This window comes from Ferrigenium straubiae, from assembly GCF_051257895.1.
In the GTDB taxonomy this organism is placed as follows: domain Bacteria; phylum Pseudomonadota; class Gammaproteobacteria; order Burkholderiales; family Gallionellaceae; genus Gallionella; species Gallionella straubiae.
In genome coordinates this window covers 1,592,935-1,613,568 of the sequence record NZ_CP194331.1, presented here as the reverse complement: position 1 = coordinate 1,613,568, position 20,634 = coordinate 1,592,935, and the positions used below count along the sequence as shown (strand labels likewise).

Annotated in this window: 20 protein-coding genes and 1 pseudogene; 6 read left to right on the top strand and 15 right to left on the bottom strand. The window is 58.9% G+C overall.

Annotated elements, in window-relative coordinates:
• Nucleotides 1–28: 28 nt before the first annotated feature.
• Nucleotides 29–427 (bottom strand): hypothetical protein, encoded by a 399-nt coding sequence (locus tag ACRRNM_RS07725; protein WP_435627652.1) that lies wholly within the window; start codon nucleotides 425–427, stop codon nucleotides 29–31.
• 632 nt (nucleotides 428–1,059) lie between these two features.
• Entirely contained in the window at nucleotides 1,060–3,870 is a 2,811-nt protein-coding gene (gene polA / locus ACRRNM_RS07720; RefSeq protein ID WP_435627651.1) for a DNA polymerase I, read from the bottom strand.
• A 35-nt stretch (nucleotides 3,871–3,905) separates the two neighbouring features.
• Between polA and ACRRNM_RS07715 the strand changes: the two genes are divergently transcribed.
• Genes ACRRNM_RS07715 through ACRRNM_RS07690 form a run of 6 tightly spaced genes read left to right on the top strand, consistent with a single transcriptional unit; the run spans nucleotide 3,906 to nucleotide 7,482 of the window.
• Nucleotides 3,906–4,622, top strand: a complete 717-nt coding sequence (locus ACRRNM_RS07715) for a TIGR00730 family Rossman fold protein (RefSeq protein WP_435627650.1) — start codon at nucleotides 3,906–3,908, stop codon at nucleotides 4,620–4,622.
• Nucleotides 4,623–4,657: 35 nt separating this feature from the next.
• Nucleotides 4,658–5,158 (top strand): DNA-deoxyinosine glycosylase, encoded by a 501-nt coding sequence (locus ACRRNM_RS07710; protein ID WP_435627649.1) that lies wholly within the window; start codon nucleotides 4,658–4,660, stop codon nucleotides 5,156–5,158.
• 53 nt (nucleotides 5,159–5,211) lie between these two features.
• Nucleotides 5,212–5,550, top strand: coding sequence for a DUF2782 domain-containing protein (locus tag ACRRNM_RS07705; protein ID WP_435627648.1), 339 nt, complete (start codon nucleotides 5,212–5,214; stop codon nucleotides 5,548–5,550).
• Between the two features lie 3 nt (nucleotides 5,551–5,553).
• Entirely contained in the window at nucleotides 5,554–6,495 is a 942-nt protein-coding gene (locus ACRRNM_RS07700) for a homoserine kinase (RefSeq protein WP_435627647.1), read from the top strand.
• Nucleotides 6,496–6,505: 10 nt separating this feature from the next.
• On the top strand, nucleotides 6,506–7,273 hold the full coding sequence (locus tag ACRRNM_RS07695) for a BPSS1780 family membrane protein (protein ID WP_435627646.1): 768 nt from the start codon (nucleotides 6,506–6,508) through the stop codon (nucleotides 7,271–7,273).
• A gap of 2 nt (nucleotides 7,274–7,275) precedes the next feature.
• Nucleotides 7,276–7,482, top strand: a complete 207-nt coding sequence (locus ACRRNM_RS07690; RefSeq protein WP_435627645.1) for a hypothetical protein — start codon at nucleotides 7,276–7,278, stop codon at nucleotides 7,480–7,482.
• On the opposite strand, the gene ACRRNM_RS07685 is transcribed toward ACRRNM_RS07690, so the two are convergent.
• The 13 genes and pseudogenes from ACRRNM_RS07685 to ACRRNM_RS07625 form a co-directional block, all read right to left on the bottom strand.
• On the bottom strand, nucleotides 7,479–9,713 hold the full coding sequence (locus ACRRNM_RS07685; RefSeq protein ID WP_435627644.1) for a UvrD-helicase domain-containing protein: 2,235 nt from the start codon (nucleotides 9,711–9,713) through the stop codon (nucleotides 7,479–7,481). The genes ACRRNM_RS07690 and ACRRNM_RS07685 overlap by 4 nt on opposite strands.
• Before the next feature lie 62 nt (nucleotides 9,714–9,775).
• Nucleotides 9,776–10,309, bottom strand: a complete 534-nt coding sequence (locus ACRRNM_RS07680) for a DUF4124 domain-containing protein (RefSeq protein ID WP_435627643.1) — start codon at nucleotides 10,307–10,309, stop codon at nucleotides 9,776–9,778.
• Between the two features lie 9 nt (nucleotides 10,310–10,318).
• Nucleotides 10,319–12,349 (bottom strand): M3 family metallopeptidase, encoded by a 2,031-nt coding sequence (locus tag ACRRNM_RS07675; protein ID WP_435627642.1) that lies wholly within the window; start codon nucleotides 12,347–12,349, stop codon nucleotides 10,319–10,321.
• A gap of 72 nt (nucleotides 12,350–12,421) precedes the next feature.
• Nucleotides 12,422–13,123: an endonuclease III domain-containing protein gene (locus ACRRNM_RS07670; RefSeq protein ID WP_435627641.1), complete on the bottom strand. Its 702-nt coding sequence runs from the start codon at nucleotides 13,121–13,123 to the stop codon at nucleotides 12,422–12,424.
• A gap of 7 nt (nucleotides 13,124–13,130) precedes the next feature.
• Nucleotides 13,131–15,470, bottom strand: a complete 2,340-nt coding sequence (locus ACRRNM_RS07665; protein ID WP_435627640.1) for a DUF2357 domain-containing protein — start codon at nucleotides 15,468–15,470, stop codon at nucleotides 13,131–13,133.
• Nucleotides 15,471–17,156 carry an McrB family protein gene (locus tag ACRRNM_RS07660; RefSeq protein ID WP_435627639.1) on the bottom strand — a complete coding sequence of 562 codons (1,686 nt, stop codon included), beginning with the start codon at nucleotides 17,154–17,156 and terminating at the stop codon, nucleotides 15,471–15,473. It abuts the gene before it with no gap.
• Between the two features lie 17 nt (nucleotides 17,157–17,173).
• Nucleotides 17,174–18,616, bottom strand: coding sequence for a DNA cytosine methyltransferase (locus ACRRNM_RS07655; protein WP_435627638.1), 1,443 nt, complete (start codon nucleotides 18,614–18,616; stop codon nucleotides 17,174–17,176).
• A 155-nt stretch (nucleotides 18,617–18,771) separates the two neighbouring features.
• Nucleotides 18,772–18,876 carry a BrnA antitoxin family protein gene (locus ACRRNM_RS07650; protein ID WP_435627637.1) on the bottom strand — a complete coding sequence of 35 codons (105 nt, stop codon included), beginning with the start codon at nucleotides 18,874–18,876 and terminating at the stop codon, nucleotides 18,772–18,774.
• A 29-nt stretch (nucleotides 18,877–18,905) separates the two neighbouring features.
• Nucleotides 18,906–19,199, bottom strand: coding sequence for a BrnA antitoxin family protein (locus tag ACRRNM_RS07645; RefSeq protein ID WP_435627636.1), 294 nt, complete (start codon nucleotides 19,197–19,199; stop codon nucleotides 18,906–18,908).
• Nucleotides 19,183–19,458, bottom strand: coding sequence for a BrnT family toxin (locus tag ACRRNM_RS07640; protein ID WP_435627635.1), 276 nt, complete (start codon nucleotides 19,456–19,458; stop codon nucleotides 19,183–19,185). The genes ACRRNM_RS07645 and ACRRNM_RS07640 overlap by 17 nt, the downstream gene beginning before the upstream one ends.
• Nucleotides 19,459–19,616: 158 nt before the next feature.
• Nucleotides 19,617–19,775 (bottom strand): annotated as a pseudogene (locus tag ACRRNM_RS07635) (BrnA antitoxin family protein); the annotation flags it as partial.
• Nucleotides 19,776–19,939: 164 nt separating this feature from the next.
• The gene (locus ACRRNM_RS07630; RefSeq protein WP_435627634.1) at nucleotides 19,940–20,230 is read right to left on the bottom strand and encodes a type II toxin-antitoxin system VapC family toxin; all 291 of its coding nucleotides are present in this window, start codon (nucleotides 20,228–20,230) and stop codon (nucleotides 19,940–19,942) included.
• 102 nt (nucleotides 20,231–20,332) lie between these two features.
• Complete coding sequence (locus tag ACRRNM_RS07625) at nucleotides 20,333–20,554, bottom strand: hypothetical protein (protein WP_435627633.1); 222 nt, start codon at nucleotides 20,552–20,554, stop codon at nucleotides 20,333–20,335.
• Nucleotides 20,555–20,634 lie beyond the last annotated feature (80 nt).

Genomic DNA, 20,634 nt, shown 5'->3' with positions numbered 1-20,634 from the left:
CTTTGCGGGTTAGCTAGCTTATGCAGATTTATTGCTTGTGTAGCTCAACAGGGCCGAGAACAGTCGCCAACCAATAGCCGGTAGAGCAGACAAACTTGCCGGATTTCCAACCCTTTGGAACCTGAAAAATACCAATTTTTTTGCTTGTGAGTCCCGTAAATTGGACTGTAACTGGATGTTTGAGCATAGCCTCAAGCTGAGACTCTGAAGCTGGCTTGACCTCCACGGGTCGCCGCCACTTTCCGGATTGCTTCTCAAAAAGCACATAGCCGGGGCCACTCTTTTCGACGCGGATGAATTCAACGAGCTTTCCGTGGTTCATGATCGCATACGTTCCAACAAGTGTTGGTGAGGCGACCGCCGCACCGATGGGTATAAAGAAAAGGGCGAAAAAGGCGATCAAAATGGTGCGGAAGTTTTGGATCATGGTGATACCTCGGAAGTTTACTGTGATGGAGCCTAACGCGAAGGTAACCAACCTGCGTGATTTTCTGTGCATACCCATTTGCCGAAAATACTAGAGACAGTGCGAGTGCGGCTGTTCAATGAAAAAGGCTTCTCCGCACTTCATGCAGACCCATGACTTTTCCCACGCTTCACGACGCGAGTGATATTGCCTTAATCGTCTTTTTTCAACTGTCATTTTCCAAATAGTGATAAACACTAAAAACAATAAGGCAAAGGTGCCGACACCCCACCACCATGTACCTGCGAAGCGGCTAACTTTAACAGCGGCTATAGCAGAGACTATGCCGATGGCCCAAAGATATGCCCTATTAATCTCGGTGTCTAGCCAAGGGGGGCGACAACGGTAACTGAGTTCAGATTGATACTCACCATGCGTTGATGAGCCTTCCTCATACACGATGCGAAATGCTCTCGTGTGGTTAGAGTCGCAGTATGGGCATTCCATTGAAACCTCTAACGGAGTTGTCGAAAAAATATTTTCATCTGCGCATCGTGCCGTGAATCAAAATGAATATCAAGCAACCGTAGGATGTTGAGCAGCACGATACCCATCGCTGCAATTGTTGGGTATCGCTGCGCTCCATCGCAAACTTAGTGCGCCTCATCCCAGTTCCCGCCCACGCCCAACCCCACCTCCAGCGGCACATTGAGTTCGGCGACATGGCACATCAGGTCGCGCAGTTTCTCCTTCACGTGCGGCAGCTCGCTCTCCGGCACTTCGAGCACCAGTTCGTCGTGCACCTGCATGATGAGGCGCGTCTTTAGCTTTTCTGTTTCCAGCCAGTGCTGCACGGCGATCATCGCGAGCTTGATCAAATCCGCCGCGGTGCCCTGCATCGGCGCGTTGATCGCGGCGCGTTCGGCGGCCTGGCGCTTCATGCCGTTGCTCGCGTTGATCTCGGGCAGCCACAGGCGGCGGCCGAACACGGTCTCGACGTAGCCCTGCTGTTTGGCCTGCTCGCGGGTGCGTTGCATGTAATCGGCGACGCCGGGATAGCGCGCGAAGTAGCGGTCGATGTAGGCGGTTGCTGCGCCGCGCTCGATGCCGAGCTGCTTGGCGAGGCCGAAGGCGGACATGCCGTAGATCAGGCCGAAGTTGATGACCTTGGCGTAGCGGCGCTGTTCGCTGTCCACCTCATTGGGTGTGACCATGAAGATTTCGGCGGCGGTGGCGCGGTGGATGTCCTCGTTGTTGGCGAAGGCCTGCAGCAGCCCTGCGTCGCCGGAGAGGTGTGCCATGATGCGCAGCTCGATCTGCGAGTAGTCGGCGGAGACGATGCGCGAGCCCGTGGGTGCCACGAACGCCTCGCGGATGCGCCGGCCCTCGGCGGTACGGATTGGGATGTTTTGCAAGTTGGGATCGGATGAGGCGAGCCGCCCGGTGACCGCGACCGCCTGCGAGTAGCTGGTGTGCACGCGGCCGGTGGTGCGATCCACCATCTGCGGCAGCTTGTCGGTGTAGGTGGACTTGAGTTTCGCCATGCCGCGATAGTCGAGCAGGATTTTCGGCAGCGGATAGTCGAGCGCGAGCTCCTGCAGGACCTCTTCGTCGGTGGACGGGTCGCCGCTCGGCGTCTTCTTCTTTGCCGGCAGGCCGAGCTTGTCGAACAGGATTTCCCGGAGCTGCTTCGGCGAATTGAGGTTGAACGGCTGCCCGGCGGCATCAAATGCCTTCGCCTCCAGCGCGATGAGTTTCTCGCCCAGTTCGCGGCTCTGGATTCTCAGCAGATTGCAGTCGAGCAGCACGCCGTTGCGTTCCATCTTGTAGAGCACCTGCATGGTCGGCAGCTCGATGTCCCGGTACACATGCCGCAACCCGCTCTGCGCCTCGATCTGCGGTGCGAGTGCCCGGTGCAGTTGCAGCGTGATGTCGGCATCCTCGGCGGCGTAGCGCGTGGCGGTGTCGAGATCGACCTGGTCGAAACAGATCTGCTTCGCGCCCTTGCCGACCACGTCGGCATAGCCGATCGTGGCGAGGCCGAGGTGGCGTAGCGCGAGGTTGCCCAGTTCGTGCGGCCGGTGCGACTCCAGCACGTAGGATTGCAGCAGCGTGTCGTCGTGGATGCCCGCGAGCGCGATGCCGTGATTGGCGAAGATGTGCAGGTCGAACTTGAGGTTCTGCCCGAGCTTCCTGTGCCGCGCGCTCCCCAGCCAGGGCTTGAGTTTCTGCAGGGCGTGGTCGCGCCTGAGCTGGTCCGGCGCGCCGGGGTAGCGATGCGCGAGCGGCAGGTAGGCGGCGTGGTGCGGTTCGATGGAAAACGAGATGCCGACCAGTTGCGCGTCCATCACGTCGAGGCCGGTGGTCTCGGTATCCAGCGAGACCAGCTCGGCGGCAAGCAGCTTTTCGAGCCAGGCGTCGAGTTGCGCTTCGGTGAGGATGCATTCGTAGTGGCCTTCATTGGCAACAGCCGCTTCGTGCTCCCTCTCCCGCTCGCGGGAGAGGGTTGGGGAGAGGGCTGAAGGAGGAGTTGCAGTGTTGAATCGACTGCCCTCTCCCCCAGCCCCTCCCCCGCCTGCGGGGGAGGGGAGTGATAGTTCGCGCAGCCATGACTTGAAATCGAAGTGTTCATAAAGGCTGCGCAGTTGCTCCGTATCTGGGGCAGGCGGGGCCAGTTCGCTGTAGGCATACGGTAGCGCCACGTCGCATTTCACCGTGAGCAGCCGTCGCGCCTGCGGCAACCAGTCGAGTGCGCGGCGTAAATTCTCGCCGACCACGCCGCCGATCTCGCTGGTGTGCGCAATCAAATTATCCAGCGTGCCGTATTGAGCGAGCCATTTCGCCGCCGTCTTGGGGCCGACCTTCTCCACGCCCGGCACGTTGTCCACCGGATCGCCGGTGAGCGTCAGGTAGTCCACGATGCGCGTAGGTTCCACGCCGAACTTGGCGGAAACGCCAGCCACGTCCAGCGTCTCATTGCTCATGGTATTGACCAGCGTCACATGCTCATTGACCAGTTGCGCGAGGTCCTTGTCGCCGGTTGCGACGATGCAGCGCACCCCGTCCCGTTCGGCCTGCGAGGTGAGCGTGCCTATCACGTCGTCTGCCTCCACGCCTTCCAGCATCAGCAGGTTCCAACCGGAGGCGGCGATTGCCTCGTGCAGCGGCGCGATCTGGCGCGCGAGGTCGTCCGGCATCGGCGGGCGGTGCGCCTTGTAGTCGGGGTAAAGGTCGTTGCGGAAGGTTTTGCCTTTTGCGTCAAATACGCACAGGCTATAATCCGCCGGGAAATCATGGCGTAACTTGCGCAGCATGTTGAGCACGCCGTAGATCGCGCCGGTCGGAAAGCCCTCGTGGTTGCGCAAATCCGGCATCGCATGGAACGCGCGGTACAGGAAGGACGAGCCGTCCACGAGGAGCAAGGTTTTAGCGAAGCTCGCTTCGTTTGTTTTAGCGGAACTCATTTCATTCGTTTCAATTTTCTGCAAAAGGTCATTACATGAACATCCCGTCCAAGCTGCCCGTCTCCGCATTGCCGGAATTGTGGAATTCCAAGGAGGCGTGGCGTGTGTTCGGCATTATGTCAGAGTTCGTCTCCGCCACCGAACGCCTCAACCGCATCCATCCCGCGGTCAGCATCTTCGGCAGTGCGCGCACCAAGCCCAGCCAGCCCTATTACAAGCTCACCGAGGAGATCGCGCGGCTGCTCTCCGACGCCGGGTTTTCGGTGATCTCCGGCGGCGGCCCGGGCATCATGGAGGCTGCGAACAAGGGCGCTTACTACGGCAAATCGCCGAGCGTCGGCCTCAACATCCAGTTGCCGCACGAGCAGCACAGCAACGCCTACCAGAATATCAGCCAGACCTTCCAGCACTTCTTCGCGCGCAAGGTGATGTTCGTGAAATTTACCAGCGCCTACGTGGTGATGCCCGGCGGCTTCGGTACGCTCGACGAACTGATGGAAGCGCTGACGCTGGTGCAGACCGGCAAGACGCGCAAGATGCCGATCATCCTGGTCGGCAGCCACTTCTGGGGCGGCCTGATCGAATGGTTCAGGACCGCGCTGCTGGAGGAGAAGGTCATCAGCCCGGAAGACCTGAACCTGGTCCAGGTGATCGACGACCCTGAGACCGTGGTCAGCGCGATTTTCAAGCACTACGAGACGCGCGGCTTCGAGCCTTCGGAGGCAGAGCGCGAGCGCCAGCTTTATTTGTAATTGTCGCTGTCGGATTGAAACCCGACCTACCACTCATGCGGCACATCCAGAGTTTCCCGCCGATCGAAAGGGCGGACGCGCGCATCCTCATTCTCGGCAGCATGCCCGGCGAGGCTTCGCTCCGTGCGGGCCAGTACTACGCGCATCCGCAGAACCTGTTCTGGCGCATCATGGGTGAGCTGCTCGGCGTCGATCCTGCTTTGCCTTACGAACAAAGGGTCGAGGCGCTGAAGGCGGCCGGGATCGCGCTGTGGGATGTGCTCCACTCCTGCCGCCGCAAGGGCAGCCTGGACTCCGATATAGACAACGGCTCGCTCGCGCCGAACGATCTCGCGGCGTTCTTCCGCCGCCATTCCAAAATTACCCGTGTCTTTTTCAACGGCGCCAAGGCCGAGGAGTGCTATCGCAGGCATGTGCTGCCCGGCATCGAGGGTGTCTCCATCGAGTACCTGCGCCTGCCATCCACCAGCCCGGCGAATGCCTCCATTCCCTACGGCTGCAAACTCGATGCATGGCGAACGATAACGGCTGCCTGATTCGGTGCACATCGGCTAAAATACGCCCATTCCAATTCATCGAGGCTACCGCCATGCGTTACCTGACCTTTTTGCTGCTGGGCTGCTTCTCCCTGAGCGCCTACGCCCAGAAACCGGTACCCGACAACCTCGAACCGCTGCCTCCGCCGCCGCCGTTCGAGGCCGGGCCGGATGCCGCACCCGTAGGCGAGCCGGAAGTGACCATCACCAAGCAAACCGAGCAGACCGTCGAGGAATATCGCGCGGGCGGCAAGCTGTACATGATCAAGATCACGCCCAAGCACGGCGTGCCCTACTACCTGGTGGACGATCGCGGCGATGGCAAATTTGCGCGGCAGGAGGGCCTGGATTCCGGTCTGCGCGTGCCGCGCTGGATCATCCATAAGTTCTAGGCAATGGCCGTTTTCACCAGCGTTTCGGAGGCGGAGCTGACCGCCTGGCTGGGCGACTATTCCATCGGCCAGCTGCTGGAACTGCAGCCCATCGCCTCCGGCATCGAGAACACCAACTACTTCGTGACCACGAGCAACGGCCGCTTCGTGCTCACGCTGTTCGAGAAGCTCACCGCCGACGAGTTGCCGTTCTACCTGAACCTCATGGCACACCTCGCGCGCCACGGCATTCCCTGTCCCAGCCCGGTGGCGAACCGGCGCAACCAGTTTCTCGGTACGCTCAACGGCAAGCCTGCCTGCATTGTCAGCCGCCTCACCGGCAAGTCCACGACGGCACCCAATCCTGCGCAGTGCGCCGCGATCGGTGCGATGCTCGGCCAGATGCACATCGCCGGGCAGAGCTTCAGTCAGGTCATGCCCAACCCGCGCGGTGCGGCTTGGCGCACCGCGACCGCGCCGCAGGTGCAGCCGTTCCTCGATGCGGAGTTGGCCGCGCTGCTGGGCGGCGAGGTCGCGCTGCATGCGCAACACAACTGGGCGGCGCTGCCGCAGGGCGTGATCCACGCCGACCTGTTCCGCGACAACGTGCTGCTGGAGGAAAACCGCGTCGGCGGGCTGATCGATTTCTATTTCGCGTGCAGCGATGCGCTGCTGTACGATGTGGCGATCACCGTGAACGACTGGTGCATGAATGACGGCGGCATGCTGGACACCGCCCGTACACAGGATTTTTTGCGCGCCTACCATGCGGTACGTCCGCTGCTGGACAGCGAGCGCGCCGCCTGGCCGCTGATGCTGCGCGCCGCCGCCTTGCGCTTCTGGCTGTCGCGTCTCTACGATTTGTACCTGCCGCGCGGTGGCGAGCTGGTCAATGCGCACGACCCGCGCCACTTTGAGCGCATCCTGAAAAACCACACCGCAACGACATCGCCCGTCTGGCTATAGGGAGAACGATATGGAGCCGCAACATCTCGCAGCAGGACGGGGTTGGCAATGGATCAAGCAGGGCTATGTGCTGTTCATGAAGGCTCCGCTACTGTGGATCGTGCTGCTGATGATCTGCTTCATCGCGGCGGTCGGATTGTCCGCCGTGCCGGTGGTGGGCGAGCCGCTCGTCAGCCTGCTGGCGCCGGTGGTGCTGGCAGGCCTGATGGTCGGCTGCCGTGCGCTGGAGCACGGCGAAGAGCTGGAGCTGGCGCACCTGTTCAGCGGCTTCCGCCAGCACACCTCGCAGCTCGTCACACTGGGTGGCGTCGCGCTGGTCGGGCAATACCTGATTCTCGGCGTGATGATGATGGTCGGCGGCGCCGCGCTGGTCAGCATCCTGGCGAGCGGCCAGCCCGTGGAAAATCCGGAAATCATCAAGCAGGCCATCTCGGGCGCGAGCATCGCCATCCTGTTCGGCATCACGCTGTTCAGCGTGATGCTGATGGCCATGCAGTTTGCGCCGATGCTGGTTTACTTCAACAATGCCACCCCGGCGGAAGCGATGAAACTCAGCCTGCGCGCCTTCGTCGTCAACATCGGCGCGATGCTGGTGTACGGCATGGCAATCCTGCTGCTGGCTATCCTCGCGAGCATCCCGATGATGCTCGGCTGGCTGGTGCTGATGCCCATCATGTTCACCTCCGTCTACGCCTGCTACTGCGACATCTTTCCCGTTCCTGTGGAAAGCGCTCCCGCCGCGGAAGAAACCCCAAAGCCGGACGACGCAAGCTCCTAGCCTTGCAATACCCGGCTGCCACCGAGGCGGAAATCACCTTGGCGCAGGTGCCGCATAACCTGTTCGTCTCCGGCCTGTTCCGGTTCGATTTGCTGATGGCGCCGGCGGTGATCGTGCTGGACATCGGCATGGCCGGGCTGCTGATCCCGCTCGCCCTCAGGCGGGAAGTGCCGGACAAGCTGGCGGCGAGCTTCCCGCCGCCCGATTAACCCACAGCGGTCAGCTTTGCGTATTCCAGCGCCAGCCACTTGCTGCCGGCGTGCTTGAAGTTGACCTGCACGCGCGCATCCGCGCCGCCGCCCTCGACGCCGGTGATGGTTCCCTCGCCGAACTTCTGGTGGAACACGCGCTGGCCGATGCGCCAGGGTGAACTGTGCGCGGGCGATGCGCCGCCGCCGAAGGATGGGGCAGGGGTGGAAGCCGTAGCAGGCAGGTACGAATCGAAGCTCTTGCGCGCCGCAAACCGCGGCGTCAGCCAGTGCAACAACTCTTCGGGCAGCTCGCGCAGGAAGCTCGACGCCATGCCGTAATTCACCTGGCCGTGCAGCATGCGGCTCTGCGCGAAAGTGAGGTAGAGGCGGCGGCGCGCGCGCGTGATCGCCACGTACATCAGGCGGCGCTCCTCGTCCAGCCCGCCGTCCACGTTCTGGCTGTTCTGGTGCGGGAACAGCCCCTCCTCCAGCCCGGTGATGAACACGGTGTGGAACTCCAGGCCCTTCGCGGCATGCACCGTCATCAGATGCAGTGCATCATCCTGGTCGCCCGCCTGGTGCTCGCCCGCTTCCAGCGAGGCGTGGGTGAGGAAGGCTGTCAAGCTGTCGTCCTCGTTCTCGTGCACGAACAGCGTCGCGGCGTTGAGCAGTTCGTTGAGGTTCTCCAGCCGCTCCTCGGCCTCGCGCCTCTTCGCGGTGGAAGCCTTCTCGTTTTCGTAGTGCGCAATGAGGCCGCTGTGCTGCAGCACATGGTCGATGATCTCGGGCAGCGGCAGTTCGCGCGTCGCGCTGCGCAGCGACTCGATCAGCGCGACGAAGGCCGTGACCTTGCCGCCCGCCCTTGCAGCGGCGTCGAACAAGGTGGTGTTATTTTGCTTGGCCGCTTCCTGCAACTGCTCGATGCTGCGCGCGCCGATGCCGCGCGTCGGGAAGTTGACGATGCGCAGCAGCGCGTTGTCGTCGTCGCCGTTCTCCATCAGACGCAGGTAGGCCAGCGCGTGCTTGATCTCCTGCCGCTCGAAGAAGCGCAGCCCGCCGTACACACGGTATGACAGTCCGGCGGAGACCAGCGCGTGCTCCAGCACGCGCGACTGCGCATTGGAGCGGTACAGCAGCGCGATCTCCTTGAGGTTGATCCCCTCGGATTTCAGCTGGCGGATTTCGTCGACGATGAACCCCGCCTCGTCCACATCGGTCGCGGCCTCGTACACGCGCAGCTTCTCGCCGCCGCTCTCCGCCGTCCACAGGTTCTTGCCGAGGCGGTTGCGGTTGTGTTCGATCAGCGCGTTCGCCGCATCGAGGATGTTGGCATGCGAGCGGTAGTTCTGTTCCAGCTTGATGACGCTCTCGATATGGAAGTCGCGCAGCAGCTCCTGCATGTTGCCGACGTTTGCGCCGCGGAACGCATAGATGGACTGATCGTCGTCGCCCACCGCGAAGATTGAAGATTGCTCTTCACGTTCGCTTCCTCCACCGCTTGCGGGGGAGGATTGAGGAGAGGGTCTCCGATATTCACCGGCACCGGCCAGTAGCTTCAGCCAGCGGTATTGCAGCGGGTTGGTATCCTGAAACTCGTCCACCAGGATATGCCGGAAGCGCTGCTGGTAATGCTCGCGCAGTTGCGCGTTGCGCTGCAGCAGCTCGTAGCAGCGCAGCAGCAGCTCGGAAAAATCCACCACGCCCTCGCGCTGGCACTGCGCATCGTACTCGGCAAAGATTTCCACCTTGCGCCGCGTGTAGGGATCGTAGGCCTCGACTTCGGAGGCGCGCAGCCCCTGTTCCTTGCTGCCGCTGATGAAGTTCTGCAACTCGCGCGGCGGGTACTTTTCGTCGTCCACGTTCAGCGCCTTCATCACGCGCTTGATCGCGGAGAGCTGGTCGCCGGAATCGAGAATCTGGAAGGTCTGCGGCAGGTTCGCCTCGCGGTGATGCGCGCGCAGCATGCGGTTGCACAGGCCGTGGAAGGTGCCGATCCACATGCCGCGTGTGTTGATCGGCAGCATCGCCGACAGGCGCGTCACCATCTCCTTTGCCGCCTTGTTGGTGAAGGTCACCGCGAGGATGCCGTGCGGCGAAACCTGCCCGGTGCTGATGAGATAAGCGATGCGCGTGGTCAGCACGCGCGTCTTGCCGCTGCCCGCGCCTGCGAGGATCAGCGCGGACTGGTGCGGCAGGGTGACGGCGAGGCGTTGTTCGGGATTGAGGCCGGAAAGCAGGGAGGAATTCATGGGCGAATTATCCCACAGGACGGCGCTGCACCGCTTTGACGCATTAGCCGTTTAGGGAGATTTTACTGTGCGGCGGGACTGGCCGGCGCGACCCCGCTCGCTGCGGCAGGTGCAGGAGGGGCGCCGGCAGGGCGGTAGGGCGCGGTCTTCGGATAGCCGGCGATGTCGAGCTCACTGTGCCACTGCGTGGCGAGGAAGCCTTTCAGGAAGGTGCGGCCCACCGCGAGGGTGGGGGCGCTGTCGCTGCCGGAGAGCGCCTTGAATGCGTCGAGTTCTTCCTGGGTGACCAGTTTCTTCTCGGTGTACGGGATGCCGCGCTCGTTCAGCAGCCTGCGCGCCTGGTCGCAGTATTCCGTGCAGTTGTCCGCGACGTACAGGGTGACCGGGAAATCCTGCTGCGCGCGCCGCGTCGCATAGGGCAGGTCTGCGCCGGGAGTCCCGGCCGGGGAAAACTTTTTCTCTTCGATTTGCGCCGCGTCCGGCGGAGGCGCATCGCCGTAATGCACCTTGCCCTTTGCGTCCACCCAGCGGTACAGCTCGCCGGCCTGCGCCGGCATCCATGCCAGACAGCTTAACAACAAGACGATATGCTTCATTTCGCCTCCTCAGGAAGTTTCGAGCAGCCCATTATGCCGCAACAGCGCGTCGATGCTCGGCTCGCGGCCGCGGAACGCGCGGAACGAATCCATCGCGCCGCGGCTGCCGCCCACCGACAGGATCTCGCCGCGGAAGCGCGCGCCCACGTCGGGATTCAGCACGCCGTTCTCCTCGAACAGGCTGTAGGCATCGGCGGACAGCACTTCCGCCCACTTGTAGCTGTAGTAGCCCGCCGCGTAGCCGCCGGCGAAGATGTGCGAGAAGCTGTGCGGGAAGCGGTTGAACGCGGGCGGGATCAGCACCGCCACTTCGGCGCGCACCTCGTCGAGCAACCCAAGAATCGACTTTGCACCGCCCGCCTCGAAGCGGCTGTGCATCAGCATGTCGAACAGCGAAAACTCGATCTGGCGCAGGGTTTGCAGGCCGCTCTGGAAATTCTTCGCGGCGAGCATCTTGTCGAACAGCGCGCGCGGCAGCTTTTCGTTCGTCTCCGCATGGCGCGTCATGCCGTGCACGACCTCCCATTCCCAGCAGAAGTTTTCCATGAACTGGCTGGGCAGCTCCACCGCATCCCACTCCACGCCGTTGATGCCGGACACGGCGAGGTCTTCCACTTCGGTGAGCAGGTGGTGCAGGCCGTGGCCGAATTCGTGGAACAGGGTGATGACTTCGTCGTGCGTGAACAGGGCGGGTTTGCCGCCGACCGGCGCGGAGAAATTACAGTTGAGGTAGGCCACCGGCGTCTGGATGCCGGAGGCCAGGCGGCGGCGCGTGATCGCGTCGTCCATCCACGCACCGCCGCGCTTGCTGCTGCGCGCGTACAGGTCGAGGTAGAACTGCCCGAGCAGTTGTTCCCATGTGTCGCGGATGTCGAAGAAGCGCACGTCCTCATGCCACACCGGCGCTGCGGACTGTTCGATCTGCAGGCCGTACAGCGTCTCGACCAAGCGGAACATGCCCGCCAGCACCGCGTCCTCCGGGAAATACTGCTTCACTTCCTGTTCGGAGAAGGCGTAGCGTTTCTCGCGCAGCTTCTCGCTGGCGTAGCTCACGTCCCAGGATTGAAGTTCGGCCAGCCCCAGTTCGGTGCGCGCGAATTCGCGCAGCTCGGCCAGGTCCTTCTCGGCGAAGGGGCGCGCGCGCCGCGCCAGTTCGCGCATGAAATCGATCACCTGCTGCGGCGATTCCGCCATCTTGGTGGCCAGCGACACCTCGCCGTAATTGGCGAAGCCGAGCAGGCTCGCTTCCTCGCCGCGCAGTCTGATGAGCTCGTCCATCAGCGGCGTGTTGTCCCACTCCGGCTTGCCGAACTCGCTGGCGCGCGTCACGTAGGCGCGGTACATCGTCTCACGCAGAGCGCGGTTGGTGGCGAATTGCATCACCGCCAGGTAGGACGGCGCCTTCAGCGTGAACAGCCAGCCGGTTTTTCCCGCAGCCGCAGCCGCTTCCTGCGCCGTCTGCAGCGCGTCTTCCGGCAGGCCATCCAGTTCGTTGCGGTTTTCGATGACCAGCGTGTAGTCGTTGGTCGCATCGAGCAGGTTGTCGGAGAAGCGCGACGACAGCTCCGCGAGGCGTTCCTGGACTTTCAGGTAGCGCGCCTTCTGCTCCTCCGGCAGCTCCGCGCCGCCGAGGCGGAAATCGCGCAGCTCGTTCTCGACGATCTTCTTGCGTGCCGCGCTCAAACCGGCGAATTCCGGGCCGTTGCGCAGCGCCTTGAATTTCTCGAACAGCGCGAGGTTCTGCCCGAGCTCGGCGTAGTACTGGGTGATCTTCGGCAGCGCGGCGTTGTAAGCCTCGCGCAGCTCGGGAGAATTCATCACCGCATTCAGGTGCCCGACCTGCCCCCAGGCGCGCGACAGCCGTTCGTTGGCGTCCTCCATCGGCACGACGAAGCTCTGCCAGGTCGGCGTATCGTCGGCCAGCAGGCGCGCGATCAGCGCGCGGTTCTCCGCGAGCAACTGGTCGATCGCCGGCGCGACATGTTCGGGTTTGATCTCCGCGAAGCGCGGCAGACCGGAGAAGTCTAATAATGGGTCCATGGTTATGTGGGAATAAAAACTGCGGTGGGAAATCTGACCGCTGCATTTTACTACACCCGATATTTCGGCTCGTTACATGTGTGCTTTTTTGCTTCGCGTTCGCGGCACGCCGATCTTCGGGCACCAGACAGTTATCGGGCATATGTCACAACGTGGAGTTTTCGGCATGCAAATCTCGCGCCCCAGCGAAATCATGTTTACGTGTAGAGAGTGGCGCAGTTCCGGCGGTATTTTGGCTTGCAACCGATCCATGTCACGCGGGGCACAGTGTTTGTCTTTCTGCGTCGGCCTGACCCAGCCGAGCCGCCGGGCGATACGCCAGCAATGCGTGTCCACCGGAAACACCTGCCTATCGAGCGAATACATCATGACGCAGCGCGCGGTTTTCTTTCCCACCCCCGGCAGCGACAATAAAAATGCTTCGGCATCTTTGTCGCTCATCGCACGCAATGCCTTGAGGGACGGCTCGCCAAATTGTGCCACGATGATGTCGAGAAGATCGCGTATCGCCTTGGCCTTCTGGTTTGACAGGCCACCGCTGGCGATGGGCCGCGCGATATATTCGGCGGGGGCCTCGGCGATTTGCAGGTGGGTGGGGAAGGCTTCTTTCAGCGCACGGAAGGTGTTGCGATAACTTGCTTCGCCAGTTTTGGTGCTGCACATGATAAACAGCAATTCGTCCAGCGGGTCTTTGCGGTTATAGTGGTTGAAGTCGTGGTAGCGATACTTCAAAGTTGCGGCGACTTTCCTGACTGCCGCAGGATGTTTACGCACAGACACTTCAACCACCCCCTGCCCTGGTAAGCAGGCTCGCTTTGGCCACCGCCATCAACGCGTCGAGCGTGATCGTCTGCGGCTCGGCAGACTGGCGGTTTTGCAGCCGTACGGGCAACTCCTTATAGTCCCATTTGTAGCCCTCAAATCCCTCTGCCATTTCCACGTTATAAACCAGATAAAACGGCTTTGACGGTTCGCCCGGATAGCCTTCGGCTTTCAGCGCTTCGCGAGACAGCACACGAGGGCCTTCCCCGGAAAGCCGCATCAAGCCTTGGCTTGTAGCGCCCTTGTGGCTGTGCAGTAGCAGATACTGCGCGCCGGAAACATCCGGCTTCAGGCGTAGTGAACCACGCTCAGTGTCCATACGGAAGTTGTATAGTTTTTTGTCCAGAATCCACTTCAAATGTGCCTCATCCTTGTACCAGCCAACAAGCACGAAAGTTTCCGCCAGCGGAGCTGCACGCTGTTTGCCGCCAATATCTCTCTCCGGAAATTTACTTAACACCTCATAGCTTGCTACCGCTTCCTGCACCCGATAGGTGTGGTAACTCTGGCGTTCTCGCACGGTTGCGCGGTCGCATGTATGCGCGACAATCTCGCGAATAAACTTCTCGACCTCTTGCGCGCCATTTCCGGGCCTCATCGGGAACGCGCCGATTCCGGGGAGAACCTCGCGATAGCGCTCCCACGGTTTTGCCTCATCTCCCGGATAAAGAATATAAGCCCCCCGCGTGCGGCGGATGGCGTCATGGTAAGCATGCATTTTGAGCAAGTCTGCGCGCTTATACCGCCCCTCGCGCTGCTCTTGTTTTTCGGCGCTCAAATCCACATCGTCTTTGCCGAATAATTCCGCAATATTCTCGATGCGGTATTTCGCGTCGAAATGCACATGCACCATCAGCTCTTGCTCTTCGGCCTCATGCTCTTTGAAATCGGCGGGCCACAAACTCAGGGTGTAGTCGGGGCGCATGCGTTCTGTCCACGAGCCGGAAATGCGGTTGTCTGAATTTTGCGCAAAGCTGCGGTTGTAACTGAAGCACACCTTAAGCGGGCGCGCAGCACCAAGAAAAATGCCATCGAAAGCCATGTGTTCGCCGGATTTCAGCTTGAGGCCAAAGCCGTCGGGTGTTGGCCCAATTAGCATATCCGCTGCGGGTTTGTCCATCTTGAAAACTGCCGACACAATATCCAGCAGCTTGAAGAAAACCCAATATTCGTACAGCGTAGCAATATCGCGCTGCCCCGCGCCGTACACATCGTCGCCGCCGTGCCAAACCAGGCGCGCTGCCATATCAAATCTGAGCCACGCCTGATAAACCTCGCGGTAGCCCTCTTTGCGCTGCAACACCGTGCTGCCCAGCGGCAGCATGTCGGGCTCGGAAATATTGCGAAACACATCTGCCGCTAGGTTGGCCTCAAGCTGGTTTTCCAGCGCGGCAATTTCCTTGCGCAGCCGCGCATCGGCGGCGCTGCCGATCTCTTCCAGCTTGAGCAGCATTCTATTCAGGAAGCTGACGAAAGTTTGCAGCGCAAACTTGACGAAACGGTTCTCGGGCGTGTCTTCGCTCTGCACATTGCGGTATATCGAAATGCGCTCCGGCAGAGAGGCAATCACCTTCGATAATGGATGTGCAGCCGGCAAAGGCGAGCGGCGCGGCGCGCGGGCAAGCTGGCGCACTGCACGCGCATCCGGGCGAAAGCTGCGGCGGGTATCGCAGGCAATTTCTTCGGGTTCCCAGCTTTGGTGCGGGTGAGAGGTAATGCGATGCAAAGCATCGGCAAAAGAGCGAGAACCGAGCAGCGCGCGCAAGAAAGCAAAGCGCTGATTGATGGTTTGCGGCGACTGTCCCGGATCGGGGGCGATGCGCATGGCCGTTGCCGCGCGCGAGTCCATGAGCAAATCCACGCACTGCCCGGTGATGTCTTCCAGCATTTGCCGGTAGTCATCGCGGTAGCCCAGCTTGTGCGAGCGCACTTCAAGCGCGGCGCGGCCAATGATGGAGCCAGCCGCATCGCGCGCCAGCAGACCCAGCCGCCCGGTATTCAGGCCGGTGGCGATGCTTCCGCAGTGCGCCAGCCCCTGAATGCTGCTCGGCTCGATCATGCCCCTGCCGAATTCTTCTTCCAGCCGCAAGCTCTCTGCGGCGGCGCCGTAGAACGCATATTCGTAGCGCAGCCCCTCCACAATCTGCACGGGCTCTTCCCCCGCATCATTGGCCTCGGCTTCGGCAAGCCGAATCAGCGCGTCAGCCTTGCCTTCCGGCGCATACAGCGCCAGCCGCGCAACTGGAATTCCCCGGTCGCCAATAAACTCCAGTGATTCGCTAACTGGCTGCGAGGCCACTTAAGCCTCGGCAAAGCTGGTGAAGCCGTCTCTTTCCAGGCGTTTCTGCATGCGATCTATTTTTTCCAGACTGGCATTGCACTGGTGCGTTGTGCAAAAGGCTTCCAATGTATTCAGCACCGGCTCCAGTTTGCGCCTCGATCCGTGCAGCTTGGGCATGAGTTTTTGCAGCACTTGCGCGTCCAGTGCCTCATTAAACTGCCAGCCGTCGCCGGTCAATTTCTCGTGGTAGTAAGTGAAGCGCGTTATTTCATATGCGGTGCGAAAACCGAATTCCGCCCCTATTGGCGCGAGCGCGGCAAAAACTTCTGCCAGCCTTTCCTTGAGCGCCACCGCAGTTTCGCTCTTTAGCTGGACTTCCGCAGCAGCCTCCGCCACAAAGGCAGCGCCGAATTGCGCGCCCTGTCCGGCGAGCATATCCATGTTTATCGCGGATGGGTTGTCGAGGAACGCGGAAATGTCGCCTGCTGTCGCGCGGAATTCAATCACGTTGGCGCGATCCAGCACCTTGGGCGAAAACATGTAGGTGGTTTCATCCACATTGACCGTGCCGATAATAAATAGATTTTTCGGCAAGCGAATTTTGGATGGCACGGGCAATGGGTCTTTTTCAAAGGCCTCCAAATCATTCGCTGAAGAGTGCAGTGCAATCTCCTGCCGCGATTCGATGGCGGACAAGATGTCGGCGAAATAGCGCTCCACATGCGAAAGATTCATCTCGTCCAGAATCAGGAAATACGGACGATCTTTGTCGTCCCTTGCGCGCAAGATTACATCCAGCAATCCGTTCGAGGGCTTGCGGTAAATGTTGGACTGCAAGGCATCCTGATAGCCAACCACATTCTCATTGGTCGTCCAGTCCGCACCCACGGCGACAAGGCGGTACTGGGCCTCCGATTCGCTGAGCCATGCGGCAAAGGCATGAGCCAGTTTGGTTTTGCCGGAGCCAGAAAGGCCAGTTAAAATCAAAAAACGCTTAGCCCATAGTGATGCCGCAAAGCGGCCAACCATAATTTTTGATGCTTTGAGATTGCCAACGGCGGCACAAGAAACAAAGTCCGGCACCAACTTTTCGATTGGCTCATGCATGGGGACTATAGCGCTTGGTAAGAAACCAAATCGACCCCATGTATCAACCTCAACAACTTTGTCTGCGCCCACGAATTCAGATATGCCCGCAATAAGGCTTTTTAGCAACGTCTTTTCGTTAGGCCGACTGTGGGGGGAATATACAGAATAATAAAATTTATCAATCGCAACAGGCCCACCCAAATAATCCTGTACAGGGGACTCAATCTCAGATATTTTTTTATTATAAAAATATAATTTCTGATCGCTGGCCAAACATACTGATGTGTTGTTATTTCTCTCGCCGAAAAGCGGATCTTTCGCTTTAAACTTGGCCATCATCTCTTCAAGACGCGCTGCAACTCTCTCCTTCTCAGATTCAATAACCGCGCAAATATAGAGCTCCGCATTCGGAAGAGGACAAAGCCTAGATACTAAACAAAGTGGGCCTGACTGATCGGTGTAATTGTCCAGATTCGTAACTGCCAATACGATGCCACCGGGAACCATCCTGGCTATATTCGAGGTGCCGTAGCATGGAGATAAGTGCCTATAAGCCGGCAAAAAATTGCCGAGCGCCGTCTCGAAATTGCTTTGCCGAAGTTCTATTGTGCCCATATCTTAAATTTCCTTCATTAGGAGTTTTCAATGAGTGCTTTTTTTAGAGCCGACGCAATCGCGAAGGCCATCAACGGCGGAACAGCATTGCCAATTTGTTTTAGCGATGGATTCATCGTCCCTGGAAAAACAAATCCGTCGGGAAAAGATTGTAGCCGTGCGGCCTCTCTAAGCGAGATACATCTTGCCTGCTGACTATCAAAATGAATGTGTGAATATGAATCTTTGCCAAGATGTGCGGGCAAAGTCCTTGCAGGGTGATCGGGCCACATTTTCCTGAACTTATTAGGATACTTTGTAACGGGATAAGGTGGAACCGTCTGCTTGAAAATCTCGTTCCACTTTGCGCTCCCCTTCTTTAACTTTTTATTGTGCGTTTTTTCGTACGCATCAATCCGCTCCCTAAATATTTCCATCGCGGTCTGATGAGCTTCTGGATACATTCCACCCGTGGGCATTCTTTTGAATATTTCATAATCTCTTGGTGTGTAACGAATAACATGGCCTGAAAATCTGGCAGGGTCTGCCTCGAACCCCGGCCACTTCCGCATTTCCCTTGTGTATCTTTTTTTAGGGGGGGAAATGTATTCTCCTTGTGTTGAGGAATGTCGTGGAAGCCCTTTTCCTGTTCGGCCATCTAAGTGATCATACATTGGCGGAAGATCCGAAAACGCCTCTTGTACCGTTACGGCTTTTTTTGTTTTTGACTCAAAATCAAGATGGTCAACATAATGATCAAAAGGGGGTAGAACCTCTATTTTTCCCTTACCTGCACGCGAAGTTGAATATCCACTAGGCAAATCATATTCGCACTGAATAAGAGGGAAAAATGGAATTTTTCCGAGCTCCTTGTGGATGCCAATAATAATCGCCCGCTCCCGTAACTGCGGCACTCCAAACCAAGCCGCGTTCAATAAAGTGTAACGAACCTCATATCCTAGCTCCTCCGCAGTCACAGCAATTTCTTCAGCCACGTTTCTACCGACGAATTTTCCGATTTCACGGACATTTTCCATAACGAAAGCTAGGGGCTTTAATCTGGCCACATATTCGAGGAAATATTGATACATTGTTGCGCGCTCATCGTTTTGGTGCGCATATTTTTCTCCGCTAAGCTCCCAAAGCCTAGCTCTGCCTAGTCTTGAAAATGCCTGACAAGGCGGCCCCCCAATGACAACATCAATCACATCCTCCGGTGCTTCATTAGGCGCTCTTATATGCGCTATCGCCTCTACTGGGCTCGTTGTTTTAATGTCTTTGAATACTCGGTAGGTATCGGGGGCCGCAAGCGATGAAAAATTTACCGAATGGGTTCGCCTCGCCTCATCGTCAATTTCGACTGCTGCCACACATTTGAAACCTCCTCGGTGAAAACCTGCTGTCATCCCACCGCATCCAGAAAATAGATCAACAGAACGAAAATAACCACGCTCAATAGCCCGTTGCAACTTATTCTTCATATCACTCATTTACAATTTATGTCCCCACAAACGTATTTCGGATGGAATGAAATCCGGAATACCTTGCGCTCTGATTATTTGCTACAGTTTTTAGTACACCACAAGCGAATCAACGCCCCGGAGTCGAATCACTCCGGCTATCCAAGTTTCTTCAACTACCCCGGATGTTTCTTGACCAGCAACTGCAATGCCGCATCCATGCGGGTTTGCCAGCTTTCGCCGGAGCGGAAATAAGTCAGGACTTCCGGGCTGTAGCGCACGCTTACCTGTTCCTTGCGGGTTGCGCCACCTATGCTGCGTGCAACTCCTGCCGGATGGTTTGCCGCACGACTTCTGCCAGCGTTTGTCCGGCGGCGACCTGTTTCAGCGCATCATTGATAAGGGTTTGATAGCTTCCACCGGTCATTTCCGCGCGCGCCTTGAACACCGCGAGCACGTCATTGTCCACACGCATGGTGATGCGGGTCTTGCCGCCGGATTCCGTTTGCAGCTTGGCCAGGGCGGGAATGGCCGATACTGGTTTCGCGTTGGCGAAATTCGTGTTTTTGTGTTTTTTGTGCATCGTGTCAGAACTGCTTTTCATATTGCCTCCGTTGCGGTTGATTCGCTTTCCATGCCGAGATCAAGCGGATGCTTTCGCCACGCAGCGCCCATACCACAACCAGCACCCGGCCTTTTGCACCCATACCCAAAGTCACAAACCGTTGCTCGCGCTTTGCGTCAGTATCCTCTTTTGTGAGCGCATAGGGATCGAGCAACACTGCCGCAGCCTCGTCGAACGTTACCCCTTCATGGTTGATTGGGTTGGCTTCGGCTTTCTTTGGATCGAACTCGATCTTCATGTTACGCATTGTGCATACATTTGTGCATATCGTCAATCCGCCATAAAGGCGGTGGATACACGCCTCGGCGTTTTATCCACCCAACCAATACCCCGCTGCTTGCGGATGTGGTTTAGTTACGGACAAGCTCTCAATATATCGGAGTCGAATTGCTTCGACTATCCCAATTTCTTCAACCACTCCGGATGCTTCTTGACCAGCAACTGCAACGCCGCATCCATGCGGGTTTGCCAGCCTTCGCCGGAGCGGAAATAAGTCAGGACTTCCGGGCTGCAGCGCACGCTGACTTGTTCCTTGCGGGTTGCGCTGGCCGGGCGTCCGCGTTTCTTGCGGTAGGCCTCGACGCCTTTTTACATTTCTGCGCGGGTCAATGGGCGCTCGGCTTCGTCCTTGCCGTCCCAAACGTAATCGCCGCGGGGAGGCGCTTTCTTTACCGCCGCCAATATTGTTTTACGCTGTGTAGTCATTTTCGAGCCACTCATCACCGCACCAGCAATCCAGCCAATTCCTGATAAGCCGGAAATTTCCCATCAGCGCTGACCAGTTGTGCTTGATGCTCAACAGCTGCGGCAATGATGATGCGATCAACCGGGTCTTTGTGGTGATCTGGCAGCAAGACGGCACGCTCGGCAATTGCCCTTGATCCCGGGATAACCGCCACGCCGATTGCCTCAACTTGATTGAGCCAATCGGAGACAGGCAGCTTGAGAACAATCCGCCCATACTTCACCAGCCACGCCATCTCCCAGCAGGTCATGGCCGAGACAGCCATGAGAATCGGCTGTTTCGATAGCTTCTATCTGCTGTTGCCCAAGCTTGCCCGGTGTGCGATTGACCCACCAGTAGAGGGCATGATGAGTATCAAGGATGAGCATCAGGACAATACGTCCCAGTCGCTTTCCGGCGGGCCGCTGAGGATGTCGCCCTTTTTTTCGCCCATCCCCGCCAGTGCTGTCGGCGGCGAACGCCGCCCGGCTGGTTTGGCGGACTCCCACATTACGATGACGCGCGCATGCTCGGCGTGGTCGGGCAACGCTGCGTCCTGTATGACAAGGCGGTGATCGTTAATAGATACCGTCGTTTCAAGAGCCAACATGTGAAGCCTCCTTAGGGGCTGATTTGCTGCGGCGATTGTATACATCCTCTGGTGCGGCGTGCTGGATGAAATACTAACGG